Source organism: Rhodocytophaga rosea (assembly GCF_010119975.1).
Lineage (GTDB): Bacteria > Bacteroidota > Bacteroidia > Cytophagales > 172606-1 > Rhodocytophaga > Rhodocytophaga rosea.
In genome coordinates this window covers 7327130-7352853 of record NZ_CP048222.1, presented here as the reverse complement: position 1 = coordinate 7352853, position 25724 = coordinate 7327130, and the positions used below count along the sequence as shown (strand labels likewise).

At 41.7% G+C, this 25724-nt stretch carries 25 protein-coding genes; 12 read left to right on the top strand and 13 right to left on the bottom strand.

Annotation, left to right across the window (positions count from 1 at the left end; all coding sequences use genetic code 11):
• Positions 1-76: 76 nt before the first annotated feature.
• On the top strand, positions 77-739 hold the full coding sequence (locus tag GXP67_RS30225) for a hypothetical protein (RefSeq protein ID WP_162446593.1): 663 nt from the start codon (positions 77-79) through the stop codon (positions 737-739).
• Positions 740-835: 96 nt separating this feature from the next.
• Here the strand turns inward: GXP67_RS30225 and GXP67_RS30220 are convergent, their stop codons facing one another.
• Positions 836-2998, bottom strand: a complete 2163-nt coding sequence (locus GXP67_RS30220; protein ID WP_162446592.1) for a xanthine dehydrogenase family protein molybdopterin-binding subunit — start codon at positions 2996-2998, stop codon at positions 836-838.
• A gap of 176 nt (positions 2999-3174) precedes the next feature.
• Here GXP67_RS30220 and GXP67_RS37890 point away from each other — a divergent pair, with 176 nt between their 5' ends.
• Positions 3175-3309 (top strand): hypothetical protein, encoded by a 135-nt coding sequence (locus tag GXP67_RS37890; RefSeq protein WP_262890459.1) that lies wholly within the window; start codon positions 3175-3177, stop codon positions 3307-3309.
• Between the two features lie 81 nt (positions 3310-3390).
• On the opposite strand, the gene GXP67_RS30215 is transcribed toward GXP67_RS37890, so the two are convergent.
• On the bottom strand, positions 3391-3660 hold the full coding sequence (locus tag GXP67_RS30215) for a hypothetical protein (protein ID WP_162446591.1): 270 nt from the start codon (positions 3658-3660) through the stop codon (positions 3391-3393).
• Between the two features lie 209 nt (positions 3661-3869).
• On the opposite strand from GXP67_RS30215, the gene dinB reads away from it, so the two are divergent.
• Entirely contained in the window at positions 3870-4943 is a 1074-nt protein-coding gene (dinB, locus tag GXP67_RS30210; protein WP_162446590.1) for a DNA polymerase IV, read from the top strand.
• Between the two features lie 207 nt (positions 4944-5150).
• Positions 5151-6737, top strand: coding sequence for a hypothetical protein (locus GXP67_RS30205; RefSeq protein WP_162446589.1), 1587 nt, complete (start codon positions 5151-5153; stop codon positions 6735-6737).
• Positions 6738-6842: 105 nt separating this feature from the next.
• Here the strand turns inward: GXP67_RS30205 and GXP67_RS30200 are convergent, their stop codons facing one another.
• From GXP67_RS30200 to GXP67_RS37880, 4 genes are all read right to left on the bottom strand, one after another.
• Entirely contained in the window at positions 6843-7451 is a 609-nt protein-coding gene (locus GXP67_RS30200; protein ID WP_162446588.1) for a hypothetical protein, read from the bottom strand.
• Between the two features lie 65 nt (positions 7452-7516).
• The gene (locus tag GXP67_RS30195) at positions 7517-8311 is read right to left on the bottom strand and encodes a toxin-antitoxin system YwqK family antitoxin (RefSeq protein ID WP_162446587.1); all 795 of its coding nucleotides are present in this window, start codon (positions 8309-8311) and stop codon (positions 7517-7519) included.
• 257 nt (positions 8312-8568) lie between these two features.
• On the bottom strand, positions 8569-9741 hold the full coding sequence (locus GXP67_RS37885; protein ID WP_262890522.1) for an alpha-amylase family glycosyl hydrolase: 1173 nt from the start codon (positions 9739-9741) through the stop codon (positions 8569-8571).
• A complete protein-coding gene (locus tag GXP67_RS37880; RefSeq protein ID WP_262890458.1) occupies positions 9648-10175 on the bottom strand; it encodes an alpha-amylase family glycosyl hydrolase in 528 nt (175 codons plus the stop codon). The genes GXP67_RS37885 and GXP67_RS37880 overlap by 94 nt, the downstream gene beginning before the upstream one ends.
• A 312-nt stretch (positions 10176-10487) precedes the next feature.
• Between GXP67_RS37880 and GXP67_RS30185 the strand changes: the two genes are divergently transcribed.
• On the top strand, positions 10488-12362 hold the full coding sequence (locus GXP67_RS30185; RefSeq protein WP_162446586.1) for a glycoside hydrolase family 2 protein: 1875 nt from the start codon (positions 10488-10490) through the stop codon (positions 12360-12362).
• A gap of 195 nt (positions 12363-12557) precedes the next feature.
• Here GXP67_RS30185 and GXP67_RS30180 read toward each other — a convergent pair whose 3' ends face one another.
• Complete coding sequence (locus tag GXP67_RS30180) at positions 12558-12746, bottom strand: hypothetical protein (RefSeq protein WP_162446585.1); 189 nt, start codon at positions 12744-12746, stop codon at positions 12558-12560.
• A gap of 126 nt (positions 12747-12872) precedes the next feature.
• Entirely contained in the window at positions 12873-15014 is a 2142-nt protein-coding gene (locus tag GXP67_RS30175) for a carbohydrate binding family 9 domain-containing protein (RefSeq protein ID WP_232064679.1), read from the bottom strand.
• A gap of 346 nt (positions 15015-15360) precedes the next feature.
• Between GXP67_RS30175 and GXP67_RS30170 the strand changes: the two genes are divergently transcribed.
• From GXP67_RS30170 to rplT, 5 genes are all read left to right on the top strand, one after another.
• Entirely contained in the window at positions 15361-16542 is a 1182-nt protein-coding gene (locus GXP67_RS30170) for a tetratricopeptide repeat protein (protein ID WP_162446583.1), read from the top strand.
• On the top strand, positions 16539-18497 hold the full coding sequence (gene thrS, locus GXP67_RS30165; RefSeq protein ID WP_162446582.1) for a threonine--tRNA ligase: 1959 nt from the start codon (positions 16539-16541) through the stop codon (positions 18495-18497). Before GXP67_RS30170 ends, thrS begins: the two co-directional genes overlap by 4 nt.
• A gap of 111 nt (positions 18498-18608) precedes the next feature.
• Complete coding sequence (gene infC / locus GXP67_RS30160; RefSeq protein ID WP_162446581.1) at positions 18609-19145, top strand: translation initiation factor IF-3; 537 nt, start codon at positions 18609-18611, stop codon at positions 19143-19145.
• 30 nt (positions 19146-19175) lie between these two features.
• Positions 19176-19370 (top strand): 50S ribosomal protein L35, encoded by a 195-nt coding sequence (rpmI, locus tag GXP67_RS30155; RefSeq protein ID WP_162446580.1) that lies wholly within the window; start codon positions 19176-19178, stop codon positions 19368-19370.
• Positions 19371-19460: 90 nt separating this feature from the next.
• A complete protein-coding gene (gene rplT, locus GXP67_RS30150; protein WP_162446579.1) occupies positions 19461-19805 on the top strand; it encodes a 50S ribosomal protein L20 in 345 nt (114 codons plus the stop codon).
• 142 nt (positions 19806-19947) lie between these two features.
• Here rplT and GXP67_RS30145 read toward each other — a convergent pair whose 3' ends face one another.
• Positions 19948-20145 (bottom strand): hypothetical protein, encoded by a 198-nt coding sequence (locus GXP67_RS30145; RefSeq protein ID WP_232064678.1) that lies wholly within the window; start codon positions 20143-20145, stop codon positions 19948-19950.
• 92 nt (positions 20146-20237) lie between these two features.
• Entirely contained in the window at positions 20238-20645 is a 408-nt protein-coding gene (locus GXP67_RS30140; RefSeq protein WP_162446578.1) for a hypothetical protein, read from the bottom strand.
• A gap of 251 nt (positions 20646-20896) precedes the next feature.
• Between GXP67_RS30140 and GXP67_RS30135 the strand changes: the two genes are divergently transcribed.
• Positions 20897-21301, top strand: a complete 405-nt coding sequence (locus tag GXP67_RS30135; protein WP_162446577.1) for a MerC domain-containing protein — start codon at positions 20897-20899, stop codon at positions 21299-21301.
• Here the strand turns inward: GXP67_RS30135 and GXP67_RS30130 are convergent.
• The gene (locus GXP67_RS30130) at positions 21298-22140 is read right to left on the bottom strand and encodes an NAD(P)H-binding protein (RefSeq protein WP_162446576.1); all 843 of its coding nucleotides are present in this window, start codon (positions 22138-22140) and stop codon (positions 21298-21300) included. The two genes, GXP67_RS30135 and GXP67_RS30130, sit on opposite strands and share 4 nt — an antisense overlap.
• 189 nt (positions 22141-22329) lie before the next feature.
• The gene (locus GXP67_RS30125; protein ID WP_162446575.1) at positions 22330-22812 is read right to left on the bottom strand and encodes a hypothetical protein; all 483 of its coding nucleotides are present in this window, start codon (positions 22810-22812) and stop codon (positions 22330-22332) included.
• Between the two features lie 54 nt (positions 22813-22866).
• Here GXP67_RS30125 and GXP67_RS30120 point away from each other — a divergent pair, with 54 nt between their 5' ends.
• Positions 22867-23958 carry an ISAs1 family transposase gene (locus GXP67_RS30120; protein ID WP_162441340.1) on the top strand — a complete coding sequence of 364 codons (1092 nt, stop codon included), beginning with the start codon at positions 22867-22869 and terminating at the stop codon, positions 23956-23958.
• Positions 23959-24076: 118 nt separating this feature from the next.
• On the opposite strand, the gene pruA is transcribed toward GXP67_RS30120, so the two are convergent.
• Positions 24077-25708, bottom strand: a complete 1632-nt coding sequence (gene pruA / locus GXP67_RS30115; RefSeq protein ID WP_162446574.1) for an L-glutamate gamma-semialdehyde dehydrogenase — start codon at positions 25706-25708, stop codon at positions 24077-24079.
• Between the last annotated feature and the right edge of the window lie 16 nt (positions 25709-25724).

The following is a 25724-nucleotide window of genomic DNA, read 5'->3' as shown; positions in this document are numbered from 1 at the left end:
GCTTGCTTTATAGATGTGCAAGTGTATCTTTGAAAACAGGAACCGGAACTTCTTATTTTACCCTCAACCTGCTGCTATGGCCACTCTCCCTGATCAAGCTACACAGGAACAAATCCTGCAGTTTTTAACCACTGAACACTTTATACTGCAAACCGCTAAGGCTGCAACCATCGCTGAAGCCAATGGGCGGGCAACCCTGTTTATGAGTACGGTTTCCAGTGCAGTAGTTGCCCTGGCTTTTATTGGCCAGGTATCTGATATGGGACAAGCTTTTTTCGTATTCGGACTGGTGCTATTTCCTTGCCTGCTTTTCCTGGGAATGATTACTTTTGAGCGGGCTATACAGACTGCCATTGAGAATATGGTTCATTCCAGAGGTATCAACCGCATTCGCCACTATTATGTAGAGCTCGCTCCCAAGCTAAAACCATATTTTATCCATTCTATTCACGATGATGTAGCGAGTGCTGTACGCGATATGGGCATTATGCCTACCCACTCATTCTGGCAACACCTGGTGACCAATGCAGGAATGATAGCAGTGATCAACAGTATACTGATAGGCGTATTTTCCGGCATGGTTCTTCGGTTCGTAAATCTCTTACCAGTATATGGCTTCACGATTTCAGGTATTCTCCTTTTCTTACTGGGTGTAGTGATTCACCACCGGTATCAGATGAAAAAATATTCAGCGTTTGAACAGGGAATACAAACGATATTCCCCAGCGATACACCCTGAACAGCCTGGGGTGTGTTCTTAATATTAATCAGTAGTATGCGAAATTTAGATAGAAATTGATTGCGGACACGATCATTGTTTGGATTGCCCTACACCTTATACATCCTCCAGCTTGAAAGGCAATTTGCGTATCCGTTTGCCGGTGAGATCAAAAATGGCATTGCAGAGTGCCGGTGCAAAGGCAGGTAAGCCGGGCTCCCCCACGCCACCTGGCTTGGCATCATTTTCCATAATATGCACTACAATTTCGGGAGTATCATGTATGCGTGGCATAGGGTAAGTGTCGAAATTTCTTTCCACAGCTTTTCCCTCTTTAAAATGCGTAGCATGGTGTACAGCAGTCCCTAAGGCCATGACGATGCTTCCTTCTACCTGGGCATGGATAATATCAGGGTTTACAAACCAGCCGCAGTCAATTAAGGCAAACACTTTGTCAATCTTGATTTTTTTATCCGGCTGCCGGGATACTTTTACAACCTGGCCTACGATACCGCCAAAACAATCTGTGATGGCTACTCCCCAACCCTCATTTTTGGATCGCGATTTCCAGTTGCTGATGGCTGCAAGCTTATCTACGAGTGCATGGTAACGATCCCAGGTAAGATGCGACTTTCTGAATTCAAGTGGGTCCTGCTTTGCCAGGTGAGCCAGTTCATCTATAAAGCTTTCACCGGCAAAGGCATCCACATTAGCACCTGGGGCTCGCCACCACATTGTAGGAATAGGCGACCTGGTGGGCACGCCTGCAAAACTGTAATGTGGAACAGATGTATAATAGTCATTTAAAAGACCATCGAGCCTTCCGGCATTTTCTGTTACCGGTTGTGTCTTGGCATCAGTATCGTGACCCGGGCCAATACCTTGCGAAGCAGAGATAACTTGAAAGGCAGCTATTTTCTGTTGAGTATCTACACCACCCCTGCACCTATACATTGCCCCTGCACGGAATGGACCCATAGTCATGTCGTCTTCTCTTGTCCACATCACCTGTACCGGCGCTTTTATCCCTTTTGAAATCAGGGCTGCTTCCAACGGATAATCCGGAAATCCCTTTCTTCCAAAGCCGCCGCCGAGAAACGTCATGTTTACAGTAACATTTTCGATGGGAATATTTAATCTTTCGCTCAGGTCTGCCTGTATCCAGTTGGCTTCCTGTATAGGTCCCCATATTTCAATGCTGTTCTCTTTTACATCGGCAATACAGTTGAGGGGCTCCATACAGCTATGCGATTGATAAGGCATTTCATACACAGCTTCTATTATCGCTGTTGAATTTTTTAAAGCCGTTTCGAAATTTTCAGACGGCAAAGGCTTATCCAGATCCTGCCGCATCCGCCTAAAAAGCCCTTCAGAATCCAGGAGCTCATACCTGTTATCATCCCATTCCACTTTCAGCAATTTACGTCCCTGCGTAGCTGCCCACAAGGAATCTGCCACAACGGCTACACCTTCATACAATACTCCAAAAATGGCTCTTTGTACGGTTAATACATGCTTTACGCCGCTCACGGATTTTGTAGCCGAATCATCGAAGCTTTTTACTTTCCCTCTAAACCGGGGATTGCGCTCCACTACTGCATAGAGCATACCAGGCAGCTTTTTATCCAGCCCGAAAACAGCAGTGCCATTGATTTTAACAGCCGTATCCTGACGGGGCAGGGATTTGCCTATTATCTTGTAGTCTTTGCGTTCTTTTAATTTAACCTGCCCTGGTGGTTTTAGTTGCGCAGCTTCTTTTACCAGAGCACCATAGCTGAGTTTTTTTTCAGTACTCCGATGAATCACCTGTCCATTTTCCGCATAGCATTCAGTGGCCTGAACATGCCATTGTTTGGCTGCTGCTTCAATAAGCATCTCCCTGGCAGCGGCACCGGTGCGCAACAATTGCTGATACCAGCCGCGTATAGAAAAACTTCCCTCCTGCGGTTGTGGGCCATATTTTTGAGGATTGGCTGGTGCAAACCGTACACTCACCTGATCCATGCTCACCTCCAGTTCTTCGGCAATAATTTGTGGAATCGCCTGAAAGGTTCCTTGCCCCATTTCTGAGCGGTGCGTAAAAATGGTCACCTTGCCCGTAGGTTCTATTGCGATCCATGTCAGCAATTCAGTAGCAGCCACTTTCGCCTCATCTGCAAGGATAATCTCTCCGGCACTTTTCCCTGCAGAAGGAAAGGAACAGCCAATCGTTAAAGCAATGCCAGACAATCCTGCCTGCCGCAGAAATGTTCTCCTGGAATAATCCGGTTTATGTGCCATGCACCAAGTATTATTTTAGCTGTTATATATTCGTTTTAATATACAAATAAACCAAGTTTACAAGCCATAAAAATCTTCAGGCCGCAACATTGGATTGGATATTTATACCAACTGGAATGAGTAGTAAATAATAGAAAGGACTTACTCGCCTGTATTCAAAGGTTTCTTATAAATGTATGAATAATGCGTTTACCATCAAACGCTTACGTTCTCATGATAGTATACCGGCTAAAAAATATTGTGGCAGAATAGACTTGTCTTTATTTCATGTAACCAAACAGGAAAGTCAAGAAAATACCTTCCGTTATTAATTCCCGGGAAGGTAAGCCATGAACTAATAACCTGAGCAGCAACCTGCTCAGGTTAAAATCATATTTTGAGAAAGGTCAATATTAATGAACCAGATAATAGGAGACAACTGTATCATACTGCTGATAACTGGTATGTGCCGCAGAAAAGAAGACTACCGTATCAATTTTGCGCAGCTCTTTGAGAAATGGATCGGCCAGGTTGGCTTCAATGTCCTGGGAAGAAAAGCTGATCACGTCTCCTTTGCGTAAAATAATCCCATTGTTGGCGAGGAGTTCCAGATTCGCGATGGTATCGGTGGCATGCTCAATTTTTTGTTCACCCAGGTGAATTAAGACTTTTATTCGTATCATAATTAAAATAATAGGTTAAGTACCTGCATACGTAATTTGATATTCTGGCGCATAATTTTTATTTACTTTATTTTCCATTTTATCATGTTAGTTTCTATTGTCAAGGGCTACTGATTTTCATAAAAACATCTTAACTTATCGCAATAATCAGGGGATTACTTCATTATAGGTATAGTAAGAATTCTCCCTGCTAAAGGCTACCGTTTACCATGTCTGAATCTGTACGCAAGATCATTCATATAGATATGGATGCTTTTTATGCCTCTGTTGAGCAGCGTGATTTTCCTATGTACCAGGGTAAACCACTGGCGGTTGGAGGCAGCCGGGAAAGAGGGGTTGTGGCAGCTGCCAGTTATGAAGCCAGAAAATTCGGGGTACGCTCTGCTATGTCCTCCCGGATGGCTTACCGGAGATGTCCGGATCTCATTTTTGTAAAACCCCGGTTTGAAGTATATAAAGCAGTTTCCTCGCAGATCAGGGAGATATTTTTCCAGTATACAGACCTGGTAGAACCCCTTTCCCTGGATGAAGCTTTTCTGGATGTAACCGAGAATAAAAAGCAGATCCCATCGGCCACCCTGGTGGCAAAAGCAATCAAGCAACAGATCAAAACAGAAATCGGACTGACTGCTTCTGCCGGGATTTCTATTAATAAATTCCTGGCTAAAATCGCTTCCGATTACCAGAAGCCGGATGGACTCACGCTGATTGCTCCCCATGAGGCAGAATCTTTTGTGGAAAATCTGGAAGTAGATAAATTCTTTGGGGTAGGAAAAGTTACGGCAGAAAAAATGCACAGCTTAGGTATTCATACGGGAGCAGACCTGAAGAAATTACCAGAAAAAGAGTTAGTCAAACAGTTTGGCAAAGTAGGCCATTTTTATTTTCATATTGCCAGAGCCGTAGACAACCGTCCGGTGAACCCGAACCGGATTCGCAAATCGGTAGGGGTAGAAAACACCTTTGAAGCGGATATTTCAGGCGCAGTAAATATTCTTATGCACCTGGAGCCGATTGCTGAAGCAGTGATAGAAAGAATGCAGAAAAGCGGCATGCAGGGCAAAACCCTTACCCTGAAAGTAAAATATGCCACTTTCGAGCAGGTAACCAGAAGCAAAACGCTGCTTGAGCCTATCGGAACCTATGAATTAATGATACATCTGGCAAAAGAGCTTATCCAAAGTATTGAGGCCAATTCACCTATCAGGCTGCTGGGGCTTACTATTTCTAACCCGGAAGATAAGCACCAGGAAACCGGTACACAGCTAAGCCTGGAATTTTAATCGCCGGTTAAACTATATTAATGTAATAGCTAATTCATGAACTGTTACCTTTCAATAGATACTTGAGTGAATAATTTAATCAGGCTGTTTATCTTATATCTGCTCTTTGGAATCAAGTAAAATTTATTCAACTATTTTTTATGTAAGCAGCCATTTACAATTAGTAGACATTAACTAATTTATACTCAAATATTCAATTTAGCCCATATGCATTACCGTTTACTTGCTCCCCTTTTCTTTGTATTTTTTTTGATTCAATCCTCTTCCTTATATGCCTTATCAACAGATTCTCTGGTGAGAATGGAAGAAATTACCTATAACTCCCCCTTTGAAAAGCAGGCGTTTGGGGAGTATTTCATGCAGGACAAAAAAAATTACCTGGCTTTGTTTATGGCTGTAAGTAAAGAAACCGGCAGCAGTGAGTTTGCTGCGGCGAATCAGGCGTATCAGGAAAATTTGAAGCAGCTAAATACGGCTGATTTACAAAAGAAAAATGAAGCAAAAAAGGTTAAAGCGATCTATAGTCAGACACATGAACGCCTGCTGAGTAAGTATGAAATGAAGAACCACTTCCATGAGATATTTAAAAATGGAAATTATAACTGTGTATCCGCAACCGCTCTGTATGGACTCTTGTTCGATGATATGCAAATTCCCTATACGATTAAGGAGTCACCTACGCACGTATATCTGATCACCTACCCTCAAACACAAAAAATTCTGATAGAAACTACTGATCCACGTCAGGGGTATATGGTGTTTGATGACAAGTTCAAAACGAGTTTTGTATCGAATCTGAGATCTGGCAAGCTAATCAGTGAACAGGAATATAAAGCTGAAAGCACCAATGTATTGTTCGATAAATATTATTTTTCTGAAGAAAATATCACGATAAAAGAATTACTGGGCATCCAGTACATGAACGATGCCCTCTATAAATTGCAGGAGAACCAGCTAGAAGAAGCATTTGTGCAACTGGAAAAAGCGTATCTTTTTTATCCTTGCCATAAAGCGGCTTATCTGTTACTCTCTACGGCTGTTCTCATTCTGGATAAAAAAAATTATGCCACCCTCAAAGATGCCGATTATCTTATTAAGCTTTCCAGGTATCTTGGCAAGTACAAAGAGTTTGGAATCAGTAAAAACACGGTTTTAGCTGATTTTCATAGAATGACTCAAATTCATCTCATTACAAATAACCGTCCGGATCTATACGATCAGTTTTACGGGAAAATCAGCACCGCTATTACAGATAAAGAACTGGCGCAGGAAATCGGGTATATTTATCACTATGAGCGGAGCAGGATTTTGTATAACCAGGGTAACTATCAGAAAGCACTTGCATTCGCAGAGAAAACATATGTGCTGAAACCTGAAAACTTAGATGTGCAAACCTTATTTGTTTCAGCCTTGGGCAATTCATTAAAGTCGCAAAGTGATGGGGCCAGAGTACTGGAAACGTTGAGCACGTATGAACAGAGATTTCCTGCACTTCTCAATAATAATATTTTTTATACCAATCTGCTTCAGGCGTGCTTAATCTTTTGCGGACAGCAGTATGAACTAAAAAAGATTGCTGAGGCAGAAAAGTTAAGGGCCAGGTTTGAAAAGTTATTTCCCGACAGAGGAAAAGATTTAGTAAACAGCAATCTGATCGGCAGAGTTTATTCTACCGGCGCTATGTATTATTTCCGGGCCGGGAATGAGGCAAAAGCGAAAGCAATTTTAACCAAAGGCCTAGAGCTTGCCCCCCACGATTATGAAATGCAGCGGAGATTGCAGATACTGAAATAACGAATCAAAACTTCCCTGCAGCGTGGCCTTGTGCTTAGAGTAGTGCTTTGGAATGTGCCGCTGATCTGTTGAACCAAGCGTTATGCCTAGTCATTCATGTTAAGTTTAAAAACTTTTTCCTAAACTAATATTTATTCCCGGTTCTAAAACAAAGTCGTAATACGAACGCATAGATGTGAAACAGACTAGACAATCATCCTTTAGTATTCGCACTCTTGTTTTATCAAAAGGGCTAAAGCTTGTATAGAAGGTAGGTGTAAAAGCAGCTCTAAAAAACAAACCTCCTTGCTTCTTTTGATAGCGATAGCCAATCCTTAGTCCAGCTGTTGTTCCAAATTCTTTCTTGGTCAGAATCTTCTTTTGTTTTTCTTCTGGAAGATATGGAGAAGATAAGTAATAATCGTAATAGATGCCGGGAACAAAACTAAGCCCTGTTTCAAAATAGTGATTTTGCTTTCCATTAAAAAGCGTGAGTTCTACTGGAAAAAGGGCCTGTAAAAAATTACTTTTGCTTACAGGTTCGAGTGATATGCCGGCAGTAACACTTACAGCTGTTGTATTAAAAGTGTGTATAATCCGGCTGTAATTTATTGAGTAATTCAGTTGATAAGTATCACCAAACTCAACAAAAAGAGCATTTTGGGCCGACCACTGTTGAGCTTTCGTTTGAACATAAATGAGACTAAAAAGGAGAATAAGTAATGTTTTTTGCATAAAAAGTGATCAAATCATATACTGCCATCCAACTATGTTTTTCATTTTTGTTAGGCATATTAGGCCTATAAATCCTTATTTTCAATAGCTAGATTAAATCTGGTTTGCGTAATATATTTTCCGCCTTCACCGGTAGATTTTACGGCAATAATATTAAGCTTTTCCATCGCATAGAACCCTGCAGGAACTGCATAGCGGATCTCCCCTACCCCATTCCTGGTAAGAATGTTTCTCAGTTTATCATTCATATATTTACCTTCGGTGAGTTCTCCAATATAAAACTTCACCTGTCTGGTTTTATCAGATAAAGATATTTTCAGAATATATTCCTCTTTCAACGCAATATTGTCTATCTCCTCTACTACTATGGATTCTTTGAATGGCACAACTTTTCCCTGATTTGAATACGCTTTCAAACCAATACCAGGAAAACCATTTTTATAAGGATGTTCAGCAATTAATTTACCTTCTGTACTATATATTTTTTCTGTCCCGTGGATTTTACCATGCACATAAGGAGTAAGTTTATAAAGCTTCCCATTTTTATGATATACCTTCAAGTCATTTTCCAGTACGCCTGCTACATAGTTATATTCTGTACGCAGGGTGCCATCTTCATAATAATCTTTTGAGGGACCATGGTATTTACCATCCTTTAAATTTATTTCCGACAAAATAGAACCATCTTTTCGTTTACTTACTACCAGGCCATCCCTTTTTCTCTGTTTTTTCTTTTTTTCTTTCTTGTTTGTATTACTATTGCCTGCTTCCATTTTTTTAGTAACTGCCTGCGCTACTTTGTTTATTTGATCGCAACCAGTAAGGAGAACAATAAGTAATGGGAGTAGAAATAGTTTCATTGCCCTTCGATGAACTTTGGATGAAGATTATTTAAAAATAATAGCGAATAAGCAGATTCTTTACTAATTCATATATTTTTTTCTTCCAGAGAACTTACACAGCAATCAAAAAAATAAAAGCGAACCAGCGGTTTTACGGTACTTTGCCTTAGTATACATAAAGAAGCCTTTCCCTAACATATTCCTTCTACGAATGGCTTGCACACAGATTTAGGCAAAGCATCGTATATTGTAAGCGTTAATGACAGCTTGCACAGCTAAGATAATTGAATAATTACTCCCTCATTTGATTTCAATTTAATAGGATTGCCGGTCAGTTTCATTCCTTCCCTTTCCGGATGAGTAGATATTACTACTTTTCCTTTCATCGGGATACCTGCAGGAATAAAATCAGCTGTCTGTCCACCTAAATTAAGTACGATCAGAAATTGAACTGAGTCTGTCTGGTGGAGATAGGCTAGTATATCTCCTTCTGCTAATACTGGTGCATATCTTCCCTCGTGCAAAGCAGGTTCTTTTTTTCGCAGTGCAATCAACTTCCTATAGAAATGGAGGATAGATTCCTTGTTTTCTTTCAGTGTTTCAACATTTACCTGCTTAAAATCATGGGCAATTCTCAGCCAGGGTTTGCCTGAAGTAAAGCCGGCGTTATCTTCTTTGTTCCATTGCATTGGTGTACGTTGAGGATCACGGCTTAAACCCAGTTCAGGCATAAGCTTACCTTGTGGGTCTTGCACTTCTTCCATTGGAATTTCTACATTGCTCATACCAATTTCATCGCCGTAATATAAGGTAGGCGTTCCTCTTAACGTGAGCAGAAGCATAGCTGCAATCAGAATCTGTTCTTTACCAATACGTGTGCTTAAGCGGGGTCTGTCGTGGTTACTCAACACCCAGTTAGGCCAGGCTCCTTCCGGCAATGAAGATTCATATTTATCTATTTCTAACGCAATCTTTCTGGCATTCCAATCCAGCAATAAAAGCTGAAAGTTCCCTGGTAAATGTGCGCCAGACCCATCCTGTCCATAATAATCCACTACATTTTCTACTGGCAGGTACATCTCCCCGATCAGCACTTTTTCTTTGTATTGATCTACTACTTTCCGCAACATAGCTACCACCGTATGTACCTCCGGATGATCAGTAGAATATAAAGGAAGAAATTTATCATAGGTGGGCATACCTTCTTTAAAATTAGGATTGGGTGGATTGTTTCGCCAGTATTTATCTTTAATTAAATGCCACATCACATCTACCCGGAAGCCATCTATCCCTTTATCCAGCCAGAAGCGCATCATCTCCAGTATCGCCTGCTGCAACTGAGGATTACGCCAGTTTAAATCAGGCTGCTCTTTGAGAAAGGCATGGTGGTAATACTGCTGTGTATTTTCATCCCATTCCCAGCCACTGCCCCCAGTACACCCAGCCAGTTATTAGGAGGCCCCCCGTCTGCTGCCGGATCATGCCAGAGATACCAGTCCCTTTTAGGATTGTCGCGGGAAGAGGCTGATTCCAGAAACCAGGGATGCTCGCTGGAGGTATGGTTTGGAACAATATCAATAATTAATTTGAGTCCGCGTTTATGGGTTTCTTCCAGCAGAAGCTCAAAATCCTGCATATTCCCAAACAAGGGATGCACACCTGTGTAGTCAGAAATATCATACCCAAAGTCTTTCATAGGAGAAGGATTAAAAGGAGTAATCCAGATGGCATCTATGCCAAGCCATTTTAAATAATCCAGCTCGCTGATAATACCTTTTAAATCTCCTATCCCATCGCCATTGCTATCTTTAAAAGAGCGCAGATAAATTTCATAAATAATGCCTTTTTGCCACCACAGAGGTTTATCATGTTTGTTTGCCATAGTTCACCTATACGCATAGCAACGGATATGGATTCTTTTACAGCTCTTTCCATATGAATAGATATGTTTAGCCACCATTATTTGAGCATTAACGGATAGAAATAAAATGGAGTAATATTTTCAGCTCACCTACTATTTCTACTATTTGGGCTATTGAATTTCTGGTATGCTTGTATAAGTTGAGCATTTTATTTCAAAAGCTGCTCAAAAGATAGGTGTCACTTTTCTTCCGTAAACCCGTAAAATATCGTTGGGTAATTCCACCACCATTCATTTTGCCTGAGTTAAACACATATAATCCATACTTCACACATGAACATAGAGCCCACCAATTCCGACTTTTCTGAAACCACAGACGATGTACGTAATTACCAATACCTGACAGGTCCCTTACCAAGGGCGGTATTACGGCCAAACAACTTTTTACTACTGGATGGAGAATGGAAATTTTCATTAGACAGTGAAGACCATGGCCTACAAGAGGGCTGGTATCTGAGTCATGACTTTGAGCATAAGGCTCACTGGCCGGGTTCAGTAGAGGCACATCTGATAGAAGCTAAAATTCAACAAAATCCAACTGCACCAACCTGGCATGATAAAGTCACCATCTGGTATGAACGCGAGTTTACTTTACCGGAACGGAACGGGTCTATGGCAAATTCTATGTTTCAGCTTACTTTTGGGGCATGCGGCTATGAAACCAGGGTATGGCTTAATGGGCATCCCCTGCACACCATTGAAGGAGAGGAAGTACACTATGGGGAATATACTTCCTTTTCCTATGAACTACAGGAGGTACACCTGCGTCCAATAAACAAACTCACTGTACGGATTGCCGATACGATGGATGCAGAAATCCCCAGAGGAAAACAGGAATCTCATGTGTACAAACGGGGGGGTATCTGGTATCAGACCTATTCTGGCGCCGTGCGGAGCGTATGGCTGGAAACCGTCGAGCGAAACAGGTTACGGTCACGTTTTGGGGTAGTGAGTGTGGTAGAAGATCAACTGGTGCGCTTTAACCTCACCACCAGAATACATGATCCGGGATGTTATAAACTAAGGCTTAACATTTATGAAAAAAGTAAATCTGTCGGAGAGCAACCCCTTGCCACTTCTGAATTTCCGCTACGGCTGGAAGCCGGACAAAAGAATCAACGGGTAGTAATGGAAGTACCTAAGGCAAAACTCTGGTCACCAGAAACACCTAATCTGTATCGTGTAGTTGCCCAGTTAATAGATACCAATGAATATGTTTCGCAAATCGAAGCTCACTTTGGCCTCCGGAAAATTGAAGCCCGCGGACGGTATGTGTATCTGAATAACAAGCAAACGTACATAGATGGCATATTATACCAGCCAGGTGCAGCTACCTTTGAAGAAATGAAGAAGCACTTCTATGCCATGAAAGAACTAGGCTGTAATCTGGTTAGAGTACACATAGCCGGTGTTGACCCTCGTATCTATAATCTGGCAGATGAAATTGGTGTATTACTCTGGGTGGAAGTTCCCAGTCCGCATAGCTCAAGCAAAATCAGCCGCAAAAACCATTGGGATGAACTGCACCGCATGTTAGCCCTGATAGAATCACATCCATCAGTGGTAATCTGGAGTTTGTATAATGAAGACTGGGGCATACAGGATATTGCGACAAGTCCGGATACCCGTCAATACATTATCGATACCTACCATTACCTGCAGATCTATCACCCACAATTTCTGGTCGTAGACAACGATGGATGGCAGCACATTTCGCTGGAGGGCCGTTTAAAATCAGATTTACTAACCGCTCATTTATATACCCCGGACCTGGACAGATGGCGTGAATTGCTTAACCGGCTTTCTGAAGGACACATGGATGGCGTAGCGGTATTGCCGCTGGTGGTAGGTGATCCATTTTTCTACCGTAAACAAGTGCCCTTGGTTGTAAGCGAATGGGGAGGTTTCGGATTTGCAGATTATGGCGGTCCGGCAGATCTGGAAGACCGGGCAGAACGGATCAGGCAATTCAAAAAGGAACTCCGCAATCATCCTATTGCCGGGGATGTATATACACAAGCCACTAATATCGAAGATGAACGTAATGGACTCATTGATCCACAAACTGGCGAACTTTCCGTGCCAGCCGGTATTTTATCTACCCAGTATGGCGAATCTGGTCCTGCTGAAAATATACAACCGTCCTGATAAACTCGTTGTTAGTTGATGGCTGTTAGGAATATACTTATACAACATACATACATTACTCAATACTCATTTTAGAATAGCAAAAAACACATATACAAAAGCCCGGTATTACAAGTAACACCGGGCTTTTGTATGACAGAATAATCGATCCTCAGTAGTCTATCATTTTGTATATTTCTAAGCCTTATACTTTATCTACGCCAGTAGTAGTCTTCTCGCCTGGTTTTTGGGGGGAATCTGGTTATGGCCCTCATGTCCACCATCATAGGTCTCGGCTTCACCTTGTTCTGTCTTTTGCTGAACTGTAGGCTGGCTGTGTACACTTGCATTGTCTGCCTTTTCTCCGGCAGAAGTAGATTTTTTTTCTTTATCGCCTTTTTTCATAGTTGTATTCTTTAAAATTTAAATGGTAAGGTAGAAGGAAGTTAAGGACTTTGTGTATGGCTTCAACTTTACTTCCGGCCTTTCTTACTTGAACGAAAAGCAGCAATCAGAGTTAATAGAGCAGGATTATATATTCCACCAGTAGGTAAGTTTAATCACCAGTGCCCTATTCTTCACAGATAGCGGAGCAGGCAGGTAATTATCGGTATACACAATGAACAAGTCGGAGGCCGGTTTATACCGCCATTGTAACCGGGTATTGAGGTTCACATTTTTAAGCTGCTCATTATATTGTACAAAGGCTGTAAAAAATAAAGTATTGGTCATCGTTACATCCAGGCGTGGACCCAGTAGCCAGAACGTAGTCTGTTTCCATGGCTCCGGCAAACTGATATAATTATAACTTGAACTGAGGGTAATGCTTACATAAGGCTGGAACCGGTAGCCGAGTTCGCTGGTAATATTCAAGCGGCTGCCATTTGCATAATACCCTCCATACCGGCTTGAAAAAGCATAGGTGAATACACTTTGTGGTTTGGATATATAATCCACTCCAAAGGATTTCCACCGGTGTTGAGTACCCCGTGCCAGGGTATCGCCTGTGAACCTGGTTGGATCAAAGGGTACGAGCAGTTTCTGATAATCATTGGCAACCCATCCGGTAAGTTTGCTCTGGCTCCGGAATGTAAAAATATAGGCCAGATACGCCTGAAAATCTGTTTTCTTGAAAGATTCATTATATATCTGGAAAGCCATCAGTTGCGGCCCATGGCTCAGAATATGTTTGCTTTTTGGGAAGAATAAATAGCTTATCTGTGGATTTACTTTTATATAGCCTTGCCTGGGAACATATCCCACTTCCGCATTGTAATTACGGCCCACATATTCGTGCTGCCAGTTGATGAGCCATTTACGGCTGGAATATTGCAGATTAGCCGCATGCACAAAATCGTTGCCATCAATGCCAGGACTGAATGACTTAAGTAACAACGCTTTGCCAGTCCATAAGTTATTAGAAGAAGCCAGATTATATTCTAACCCAATATTGCGGTTGTAACTGGTATAATTTGGCTTGGTGGAATCAGTTCGGGAGGTATAGTTCAGCGATTCTTTATTTACCATTAAAATACCAATATTAGAGCGGGCAAATACCCTACGTTGCAGGGCCACTACAGCAAAATTTTGTGCAGGCAAACCGATGTCACCTACTTTGCCAGTCTGCATATCCATAACCCCCAAACGCCAGTCCTTATTCAGCTTGCCACTCAGGCGGGCACCAAAATGAATAGGTACGCCCAAACCAATACGCCTGGAGAAGAATGGACGGATAGAGGCATAGCCAAAATTGGTAAACAGATCGCCGTTCTCCAGAAAAAACTGCCTTCGTTCCGGGAAAAACAATTCAAAACGGTCGAGGTTAGTTACCTGCCTGTCTACATCTACCTGCGAAAAATCAGGGTTTACAGTAAGGTCCAGGTTAAGGGAGGAAGTAACAGCGATTTTAGCATCTACCCCGGCATCCCTCCGGTATTCGTTGGGTGCATCTGTAGCATAATCTTTAGAAACGCCTCCCAGCACATAGGGAATCACAGAAATATTGGCTCCAGCTTCGGGTGGAGGCTGGTCCCAGTCCAGAATACCGGTATAGGCCAGAGAAGCGGTAGGAAATTGCCTGGGTACTGGTGCCCAGCTGGATTTTTCTGTTGTTTTTAAATCAAGCCGGCTGAAATTGATACCCCATTGTGTAATACCCTTTTTGTAACGGATCGATTTAAAAGGAATGGCCGCTTCAAAAATCCATTTATCCTCATAATTTCTCACCACCGATGTCCATTTATTATCCCAGCTCAGGTCTACTTTTCCTCCTTCATACATGGTTCCATCCCACTGTGCTCCGGCCGCGTTGCTGCCAAATGAAAAACCATTGGTCTGGTCGTCGAAAGGGTCCATAAACAGCAGGAAATTGTCATTCTTCCCAAAAGCAAAATCCCGCCGGAGCGACTCTACATAATAAGGTCCTGGCAAGGCATGGTAACACACGGCAATCAGATACAAATTTTTATCATCATAGGTCATGTGTACATCCGTCCGCACTTTGGCAAAGCTGGTATCCATGGGGAGCACCATAAAAAAATTAGTAGCTACGTCGGTATCCTGCCAGCCGGCATCATCAATGCTCCCATCTATTTCGATGGGAGCGCTTGCTTTGCGAATGGCAAGCTTATATGCATCATTTTTTTTCTGGGCAAACAGAAACAGGCTACTCAAGCAAAAAATAAAGGAAAGTAAGATTATTCTCAATTGTAAAAATCGTTAAAAAATGAATTGTCTTTTAAAGAAAATATTCCGGTATGCTGACAAAAATAATGTATTTTTTAAAGGAAAAGGTTAAAAATTTTGCTTTGTAGAAAATTTATAACACATGATAGCCGCCCTGTATAATCCGGTTTGTGTCCATTGTGCAAGTAGATAATCAAAGTTAAGCCTGTTCTATCCACAGATAATAAGTAACCAGCCATGTGATAAATATTGAAGGATTACACCAACCGCTTCCCCCTAAAATGCATAACTTTACAGGTCAGCTAAAGTATTAGCTGTTTTCCGGCAGTTTATCATGTACCATTCATTTAATATTTTTTCAGTGAAGCAGGCGTTGAAATATAGCATTGTTTGTATACAGCTTTGTTTGTATGTAGCCATTACAAGTACGATGCCTGGCTGTAAACCCAAGGAGCGGAAAACAGCACCTATCCCTCCCCTGCCGCAGTCCAATGCAAATACTTATCAGGTTCATTTGCAGGCCCTAACAGATGCTATTGATGATTATCCAAATACAGCAGATTTTTATTACAAACGGGCTTATTTATATGTAGGCAATAAGCAATGGAAACTAGCTCTGGAAGATATGAATGAAGCTATTTCTCTGGATGCCAGCAATGGTAAATATTTTTTACTCAGAGCCAGATTGTATCAACAATTGCAGCAAGCACAGTTAGCTTATGCTGATGTAGAAAAAGCAGAAAAACTTCAGGTGCAAACGCCGGAGTTTTATACATTGCTGGGCGAAATGTATACCATCCGCCAGCAATACGATAAAGCAACCGCTGCATTAAATAAATCTCTGGAAAAACATCCTTATAACGGTGAAACATTTTACTGGAAAGGGGCTGTGGCTGCTGGTACTGGCGACACCACCAATGCTTTGCGTTTCTTTAAAGCTTCTGCCCAGTATCTGCCTGGCAAAGCGGATACCTATGACCAGCTTGCTACTATTTACTATAACCGCAGGGATACCTTAACTGCCAAACACTATGTACTACAAGGCTTACAGATAGATCCTGCATTTGCCAGTCTGCATTACAAAGCAGGGAATATATACCGGTTTACCCATCGGGCCGACAGTGCAAAATTTTATTACCAGAAAGCCATTCAATTAAATCCTTCTTTATATTTGGCTTCTTATCAGCTGGGAGCAATTTATCTGGAAGAAAGAAATTACCAGCAGGCAATCAGTATTTTTGAAAAACTACGTCCGTATGAAGATAAACTAAAGAACCTTTCTTACTTAATCGGCATTTGTTATGAGAGACAAGGCAATAAGCAGGAAGCAATGGCGCAATATGCCCTGGCATTACAGGCAGATAGCAGCAATACAAAAGCATTAAAACAATATAAGAGTATAAAATGGACCATGGAAAATCCGGTACCGGTGCATAAGCCATTAGTTATTGAACGGCTGGAACCATTACCTCAGATTACTCCCACTATAAAACCAAATCAGGAACAACCACAATGATTACGAGCGAACAGGAAAAAATCAAAATTACCCTTCCCGATGGAAGCAAACGTGAATTGCCCAAAGGAAGTACCGGCCTTGACCTGGCCATGCAGATCAGTGAAGGACTGGCTAGAAATGTACTGGCAGCAAAGGTAAATGGAGAAATTTGGGATGCCACCCGGCCAATTACACAAGATGCCACCGTACAACTGCTCACCTGGAATGATGCGGAAGGGAAAGGTACATTCTGGCATTCCTCTGCTCACCTGATGGCCGAAGCCCTAGAAGCTTTATACCCCGGCATTAAGTTTGGCATTGGTCCTGCGATTGAAAACGGCTATTACTATGATGTAGATTTTGGCGACCGTACTTTTTCGCAGGAAGACTTTAAGGCGATTGAAGATAAAATGCTGGAACTGGCCAGGCAAAAGAATGAGTATGTCCGCAAACCTGTGAGTAAATCGGATGCCATTGCGTATTTCGAGGACAAAGGCGATAATTATAAATTAGATCTATTGAAAAAACTTCCAGACGGCAATATTACTTTCTATAGCCAGGGAAATTTTGTAGACCTTTGCCGGGGACCTCATATACCTAATACCGGTTTTATCAAAGCAGTAAAATTAATGAATGTAGCAGGAGCCTACTGGCTGGGAGATGTCAACAGTAAACAACTCACACGTATCTATGGCATTACTTTTCCTAAGCAAAAGGATTTAACCGATTACCTCACCCTGCTGGAAGAAGCTAAAAAACGCGATCACCGGAAACTGGGTAAAGAATTAGAGTTATTCGCTTTCTCTGAAAAAGTGGGGGCCGGCTTGCCATTGTGGTTGCCTAAAGGAACTATGCTTCGGGAAAGATTGGAGCAATTCCTGCGTAAAGCCCAGGTTAAAGCCGGGTATTCTCCGGTAGTAACTCCACACATCGGAAGTAAACAACTCTATGTAACTTCCGGGCACTGGGAAAAATATGGGAAAGATTCATTTCAGCCGATCCATACGCCGGATGTGGATGAGGAATTTTTGCTTAAACCGATGAATTGTCCGCATCACTGCGAGATATATAAAACCAAACCCCGTTCATATAAAGATTTACCTCTCCGTTTAGCTGAATTTGGAACCGTTTACCGCTATGAGCAAAGTGGCGAATTACATGGGTTAACCAGGGTAAGAGGTTTTACCCAGGATGATGCCCATATTTTCTGCCGTCCGGACCAGGTGAAAGAAGAATTTATCAAGGTGATTGACCTGGTATTGTATGTGTTCAAAGCCCTTGGGTTTGATAATTATACGACCCAGATTTCACTTCGCCATCAGACGGAGCGGAGCAAATACATTGGCGACGAAGCCCAATGGGAACAGGCAGAAAAAGACATTATAGAAGCGGCTGGCCAGAGAGACCTGAAAACTGTAATTGAATACGGAGAAGCTGCTTTTTATGGTCCGAAGCTGGATTTTATGGTAAAAGATGCCTTAGGCCGGAAATGGCAGTTAGGTACCATTCAGGTAGACTATCAGTTGCCCAACCGTTTTGAACTGGAATACACCGGTGCTGATAACCAGAAACACCGCCCGGTAATGATCCACAGAGCGCCTTTTGGCTCACTGGAACGTTTTGTGGCCGTTTTGATCGAACATTGTGCCGGAAATTTCCCTTTGTGGCTTTCTCCGGAACAGATTGCGGTGCTGCCCATTTCAGAAAAATATGCCGACTATGCCCAGAAAGTGTATACAAGTCTGGAAGAAAAAGACATCCGGGGATTTATTGATAACCGGGATGAAAAAATTGGCCGCAAAATACGGGATGCCGAAGTAAGCAAGGTTCCATTTATGCTGATTGTAGGTGAAAAAGAACAGGAAGAAGGTAAAGTATCCGTACGGAAACATGGACAGGGTGATCTGGGAAGCCTTTCGCTGGAAGAATTTTCCGACTTCTTCACAAAAGAGGTAAACCAGAATATGGTTTCCTGATAAAATCGCAAAAAAACCCGATTTGGCATTTTATATATTTCAAAATAAATCAGATATTTGCAAGCTAAAAATTAAAATAAGGAGGTACACATCAATAGACCACAAAGACCCATGGGTCCTCGAGGGAGAGCCGAGGAACCGTACAAAGTAAATGACAGAATCAGAGCACCTAAAGTGAGGGTGGTAGGAGAAAATGTAGAACAAGGGGTGTATGAGACCAGGCAAGCTATTTCTATGGCAGTTGCGCTTAATCTGGATCTGGTAGAAATTTCACCAAATGCCGATCCGCCTGTTTGTAAGATTACGGATTATTCCAAATTCAAATACGAGCAGAAGAAAAAGCAGAAAGAACTTAAAGCCAAAGCCCAGAAAGTAGTTGTCAAAGAAATTCGTTTTGGTCCGAATACCGACGATCATGATTTTGATTTTAAGCTCAAACACGCCATCAATTTTTTGAAAGAAGGCGCTAAAGTAAGAGCCTATGTACATTTTGTGGGTAGAACAATTGTGTTTAAAGAGCGGGGAGAAATTTTGCTGCTGAAGTTTGCCCAGGCGTTGGAAGAAGTGGCCAAGGTAGATGAACTTCCCAAACTGGAAGGCAAGCGGATGATTTTAATGCTTTCTCCCAAGCCTAGCAGTAAAAAATAATTTGTTTTCATATTTTAATTATACACAACGATGCCAAAGGTAAAAACCAATTCAGGAGCCAAAAAGCGTTTTAAGCTTACCGGTACAGGCAAAATTAAGCGCAAACATGCGTTTAAAAGCCACATCCTGACTAAAAAAACAACTAAACAAAAAAGAAACCTGACTCATGCTACCCTGGTTCATCCTTCAGATGAAAACAGAGTGAAAGCCATGCTGAACCTATAAGCAGGTTTAAAAGGTTTATTAATTCATTATTCACCAGGCACCTGGCCTTAAGTATTCGGAAGAATCGCCAGTAGCCAAAAAATTAAAACTATGCCAAGATCAGTAAACGTTGTTGCCGCCAGGGCACGCAGAAAAAAAATCCTTAAAGCTGCCAAAGGTTTCTTCGGCAGAAGAAAAAATGTATGGACCGTTGCCAAAAATGCTGTAGAAAAGGCAATGGTATACTCCACACGTGACCGCAAAGTAAAGAAAAGAGATTTCAGGGCACTGTGGATTCAAAGAATAAATGCTGCCACCAGAGAACATGGCATTTCTTACTCTCAGTTTATGGGCAAGCTTAGCAAAGCCAATATCGACCTCAACCGCAAAGTTCTTGCTGATTTAGCCATGAACCATCCGGCTGCTTTTAAAGCCATTCTGGACAAAGTTGCTTAAATTTAATTGTATATACTTTTTACTTAACGAGCTGAGAGTTAATTCTTTCAGCTCTTTGTTTTAAGATTACGACAATTCTGATAGAATGTATTTACCGTCCCATAATCAATCAGCATTATACTATTATCATCTTAGTGAGCCATTAGGGTTTTGTTTTCTGTAGCAGATCAAAAATAACAGGGCTAAAAAAGGCAAGGTTCTCCAGAAAATACGTCATATGGTAAAATTTGTCTACCTGTACATCCGGATTTTCAGCCATTTGTGTTATTATCAATTCTAAGGTTTCTTTAAATCTGAAATCAAATTCTTCTTTACTTAAGTCCATTATATAAAAGGGCATGTATTCAGATTAAGAACAAGCTTTCTCCCAATATAATTACACCTATTTTGTAAACCCTGCTAAAATAAAAACTCACCGGGAGCCAATGTTATTTAACTTCTCCCCTTTTCAGAATCATCATTTTCCAAATCATCTATAAATCTGGCTATGCCATCTGTCACATCTGTAACGCCCTCTTCTCCAGGCATCTTATCGCCTGTATGATCGCTGCCCGGACCAGTAGTTCCGTCATCGTCTGATAGTGAATTATTGTCTGGCCTGGCAGACTGGCGATTAAATCTGGCCTGATCTTCAGGGGTAATACCAGCACCGCTTCCCAAACCCGATTCATCCCTGATCTCTTTGCTTTCATTGGTATTTTTAGGACTGCTACCATTAGCAAATAGAATGTCGCTATCGTGTAGAGCGAGGAACGAGCCATTTAATTGGGACATATTCTGCGTTATAAATGATATTTTTCCAGACATGGTTGCGAATACATATGAGGACAGGGATTGCATAGCAGTAAGTGGTTTAGTGGTTAAACTTATAATGATTGTTATTGATACCTTGGGTACGTCTTAACAATAGATAGGGTTGCAATTCGATCATATCCAGCTTATCCAGCCTTCTTTGCACATTACACGAAAAGATTATTGAAATTTTTATAAACGTTTTGAGGGTTTGCCCGTAAAGAAGAAATTATCGAGCAGCTATTTGCAATAGTGTTGCAAGTATATTAACTTTGCACTCATTCACACACAAACAAGCTATGCCTAAACATAAGGTAAGTCCGGCAACCAACAAATGGAATAAAGTAGGCGTTTCCCTTTCTTTCCTATGTGCCATTCATTGTGCCTCTACTCCTTTACTTATTGCGCTATTGCCGATGATGGGATCTGAACTCTTACACAATCCGGCACTGGAGTTATCGCTGATTGGCATTACGGTGTTGATTGCGGGTGTGATACTGATAAGAGACTACCGGCATACACATAGAAATACACTACCTCTTCTCTTGCTCTTGGCAGGCGTGCTTGCTAAATTTCTTGCCATTTTTGTTTTTCAACAAACTTATGAGCCGGTAATAATTACTTCCGGAGCTGCGTTCATATTGCTTGCTTATGTGGCCAACTGGCGGCTGCGTTCTACCCACCATGTACATAACAAATGCTAATTACGCACTTGTGGCAGCTCATATTGAAATTGTAAAGGATCAGGATACTGAAAGCTATATTGTAGCGCTTTAATTACTTTATTGCTGTTTACCACTTTGTAAGGCGGCATCTCTCCTTCTTTGAAAGAAGGAGCTTCCCAACCAAATTCACCCGCATTTTTCAGGTAAATATCTTTACGGACAGGATGTTCGGGAGCTACTACATTAAATACCTCATTCCATTTTTCCTGCCGGATTACCTCGTATATAATCCCAATCACATCATCCCGATGAACGAAGTTAACCGGTACACTGCCTGTATTGATCTCTTTTTTTCCGATAAAATACTTGCCTGGAATCCGGTCGTAACCCATCAGGCCACCACAACGCAAAATGATAAACTTTCGATGTAAGCCAGATAGTATTTCTTCTGCCCGTCTGAGTGCAGCATTAGCCTCTCCCTGAATAATAGGTTCTTCTTCCGTAATTTCACGGTTTTCATCTGCATAGATGGAAGTAGAACTGATATAGATGATCTTATCTATGGTGGAAAGTTTCAGGTGTTCGCTCAGGTGCATAATCTGGAGGGGATGAAAATCATCTCCCTGCCTGCCTGCCTGTGGAGGAATGGCTACTACCAATACATCTGCTTTCAGGAAATTCGGCAGGTCATCTAATTGCTCTTTCTGCGGGTGTGGCGTAAAGCCCAATACAAAGGGTTCGAGACCTGCCTGGCGTAATTGATCCCTTTTTTCAGGATGGGTAGTAGAACCTTTTACGGTAAAACCTTTGCTAATTAATAGTTCTGCCAATGGGAATCCTAACCATCCACAGCCCAATATACTTACTGTTTTCGCCATACTATTGTTTGTATCTGAATAGGAGTTGAACGGAATTACCTGGGATTATGATGGTCTGGAACCTGGATTTAGCAGGTGAATGGATTTGCAGGAATGCATGCGAATACAGGGTCAGATGGATATAAGCCTGAATAATCTGAAACAAGTAGTATTTATTTTTATAATAGCCAGATAATAGATTCGATATAACTATATCCACCACGGAAGCTGTTCTGCTGAATAATACTCGTTAATATCTCCAAAATTACCTGCATCTTTACACTGTTTTAAATATTCTGCTGCTTTTGTAGATTCTTCCGTGTTCAGTAATATAAAAAAGCCGATAGTTTCCTCTACGCCTGCAAAAACTACTAACTGAATATCTACATAACAAAAAGCATCAAAATCAACGTTTTTAGCACGCCAAATAAGCAAAGAGTCTTCTACATTTCCATGTAAGCCCAGTAAATAACTCGCAAACATAATATTATCACCTGTTCCAATATCACTTCCTTCCCTTCTTTTAGAAAGCACTCTTTCCAAAAAATTCTGAGCAAATTCCCTGTTCGGATTCACTTTCAAATAGTCAATCACTTCAATCTTTAGAATACTATTTTCAAAAATGGAAGACAATTGTTTATCTGAGAATTGTCTGTTAACATTCCAATCAGATATTAGTTCCTCTGCATACATATAGGGTTTCCGCACCAAAGATAGAGAAAAAGGAAAGAGGGGCTAACTTTGTGCATGGAACTTAAAAAGATACTAAACAAAGTAGCTGATTTTCGGGTGCAAGGCCGCTGCTTACATCTATTAGCAGATATTTTAGGCTTAGTTTTATGTGGGGTAATAGCCGATTGTGATGACTTTGACGAGATAGCAGATTATGGCAAAGATAATACAGCGTTTCTGCAGCAAGAACTAGGATTAAGTTTTGTTAATGGTATACCTTCTGCTGACACTTTAAATCGGGTGATCAGACACCTGGATAGCCATAGTTTGGAGCAATGCTTCAAAGCGTGTGTAGCTGGCTTCTCCTTAGCAGGCAAGCAGGTATGTATAGATGGCAAAGAATTGAGAGGTACTATACCTGCAGGCAAAAAGCATGCTTTGGTTCGTATGGTCAATGTATGGGTAGAGGAACATAGCTTAAGCTTTGGACAAGTAGCCGTAGAAGCCAAGAGTAATGAGATTACAACTATTCCTGCTTTATTAGATACCCTTGATTGCAAAGGTAGTATCATTACTATAGATGCTATTGCTTGTCAGCAGGCAATTGTAGAAAAGATCAGGGATAAGCAAGCCCATTATGTGATTGCCCTAAAGGCTAATCAAGGTGTACTCTATGAGCAGGTAGCCCATTTTATGCAAATCAATAAGTCTGCTCTCGCTTTTAATCAGCAACTAGATAAAGCCCATGGCAGAGGAGAAGAACGTAGGGTATATATTGCTCAATGCATTGATTTGGTAGAGGAAAAGGAAAAATGGCAGGACTTACATACTTTAGTCATGGTAGAAAGAAAACGCATTATAGCAGGCAAAAAGCAAGAACAAACCCTGTTCTATATAAGCAGTTTAACAGATACAGACCCTGCCTTGTACAGCCGCTACATAAGAGGCCATTGGGCGATAGAGAATGGCTTGCATTGGCAACTAGATGTTACCTTTAGGGAAGATGAGGCTAAAGTCAGGAAAGATAAAGGACCCATCAATCTGCATCTGATTAGAAAGTGGTCTTTGCATCTGCTCAAAAAAGAGCCTTCTTGCGTGAGTGTCAAACGGAAAAGAAAAAAAGCTAACAGAGACACTAATTTCCTGTTAGCTATTCTTAAAACTTAATATTTAGTGCGGAAACCCTAGCATACATATGAGTTTATCATTATATACAAATTTGAGAATATATTTACTTTTTCTATTCCTGTCCATCCCATAATCCGCCCAATTCCAGGTTCCAGACTTACTCTTCCTGCAAAAATGGATACCGGAAATCTGTAGGCGGCACAAAGGTTTCTTTGATTACTCTGGGCGATACCCACCGGAGCAGATTGATCATAGAACCGGCTTTATCATTGGTTCCGGAGGCGCGGCTTCCACCAAAAGGCTGCTGCCCTACTACCGCACCGGTAGGCTTGTCGTTGATATAGAAATTACCAGCGGCATGCCTTAATTTCTGGGTAGCCAGTTCAATCGCATAACGGTCCTGGGCGAAAATAGAACCAGTGAGCGCATAGGGAGAGGTCTGGTTTACCAGTTCTATGGTTTGTTCAAAATTCTGCTCCTGGTATACATACACGGTCAGCACCGGCCCAAATATCTCTTCACACATCGGTACTGAGGAAGGATTAGCCGACAGCAGAATGGTAGGTTCAATAAAATAACCTTTGGATTTATCATAATTCCCTCCGGCAACAACTTCAATCGCAGGGTCTTTTTTGGCATTAGAAATATATGTGCTGATTTTATCGAAAGCCCTTTCGTCAATAACGGCATTAAAAAAGTTAGTAAAATCCTCCGGGCTTCCCATTTTAATTTGCTTTAGGTCTTCTAACATATATCCTTTTACTTCATCCCATATATTAGACGGAATATACGCCCTGGAAGCGGCTGAACATTTTTGTCCCTGGTATTCGAAAGCACCCCGGATCAGCGCTGTGGCCAGGACTTTGGGATGTGCTGATGGATGTGCCAGAACAAAGTCTTTTCCTCCGGTTTCGCCCACGATCCGTGGATATGATTTATAGAGAGAAATATTCTGTCCGATTGTTTTCCATATCTGCTGAAACACACTGGTACTGCCGGTAAAATGAATTCCTGCAAAATCCCGGTGTTTAAAAATGACGTCCCCGGTTACCGGGCCATCTACATAAATCAAATTAATCACGCCATCTGGTACGCCAGCTTCCCGGAACACCTGCATCAGTACATAAGCAGAATATATCTGAGAATACGCTGGTTTCCAGATCACGGTATTCCCCATGAGCGCAGGAGCTGTGGGTAGGTTTCCGGCAATCGCTGTAAAGTTGAAGGGAGTTAATGCAAATACAAACCCTTCCAGTGGCCGCTGTTCTACCCGGTTCCAAAAACCTGGACTAGAATTGGGCTGCTGCTTATAAATTTCAACCATATAGTTCACATTGAACCGCAGGAAATCGATGATCTCGCACGCAGAATCTATTTCGGCCTGATACGCACTTTTAGACTGCCCCAGCATGGTTGCCGCATTTATTCTGGCACGGTATGGCCCGGCAATCAGGTCGGCCGCTTTTAAGAATATAGCAGCCCGGTGTTCCCAACTTAAATTTTCCCAGGCATCTTTGGCATGCAATGCTGCTTGTATGGCCTGTTCTACATGCGTGGCATCGCCTTCATGAAAATAGCCCAATGTATGCTTATGGTCATGTGGAGGAGAAAGCCGGAGTTTGGTTCCGGTACGTACTTCCTCTCCTCCAATAAACATGGGTATATCCAATTCCACAGACCTGGCATGGCTTAACTCTTTTTTGAGGGCCAGCTTCTCAGGCGAACCGGGGGCATAATTCCGTACTGGTTCGTTTACCGGAGCAGGCACATTATAAAATCCTATTGACATATATTGAATCTTTGAA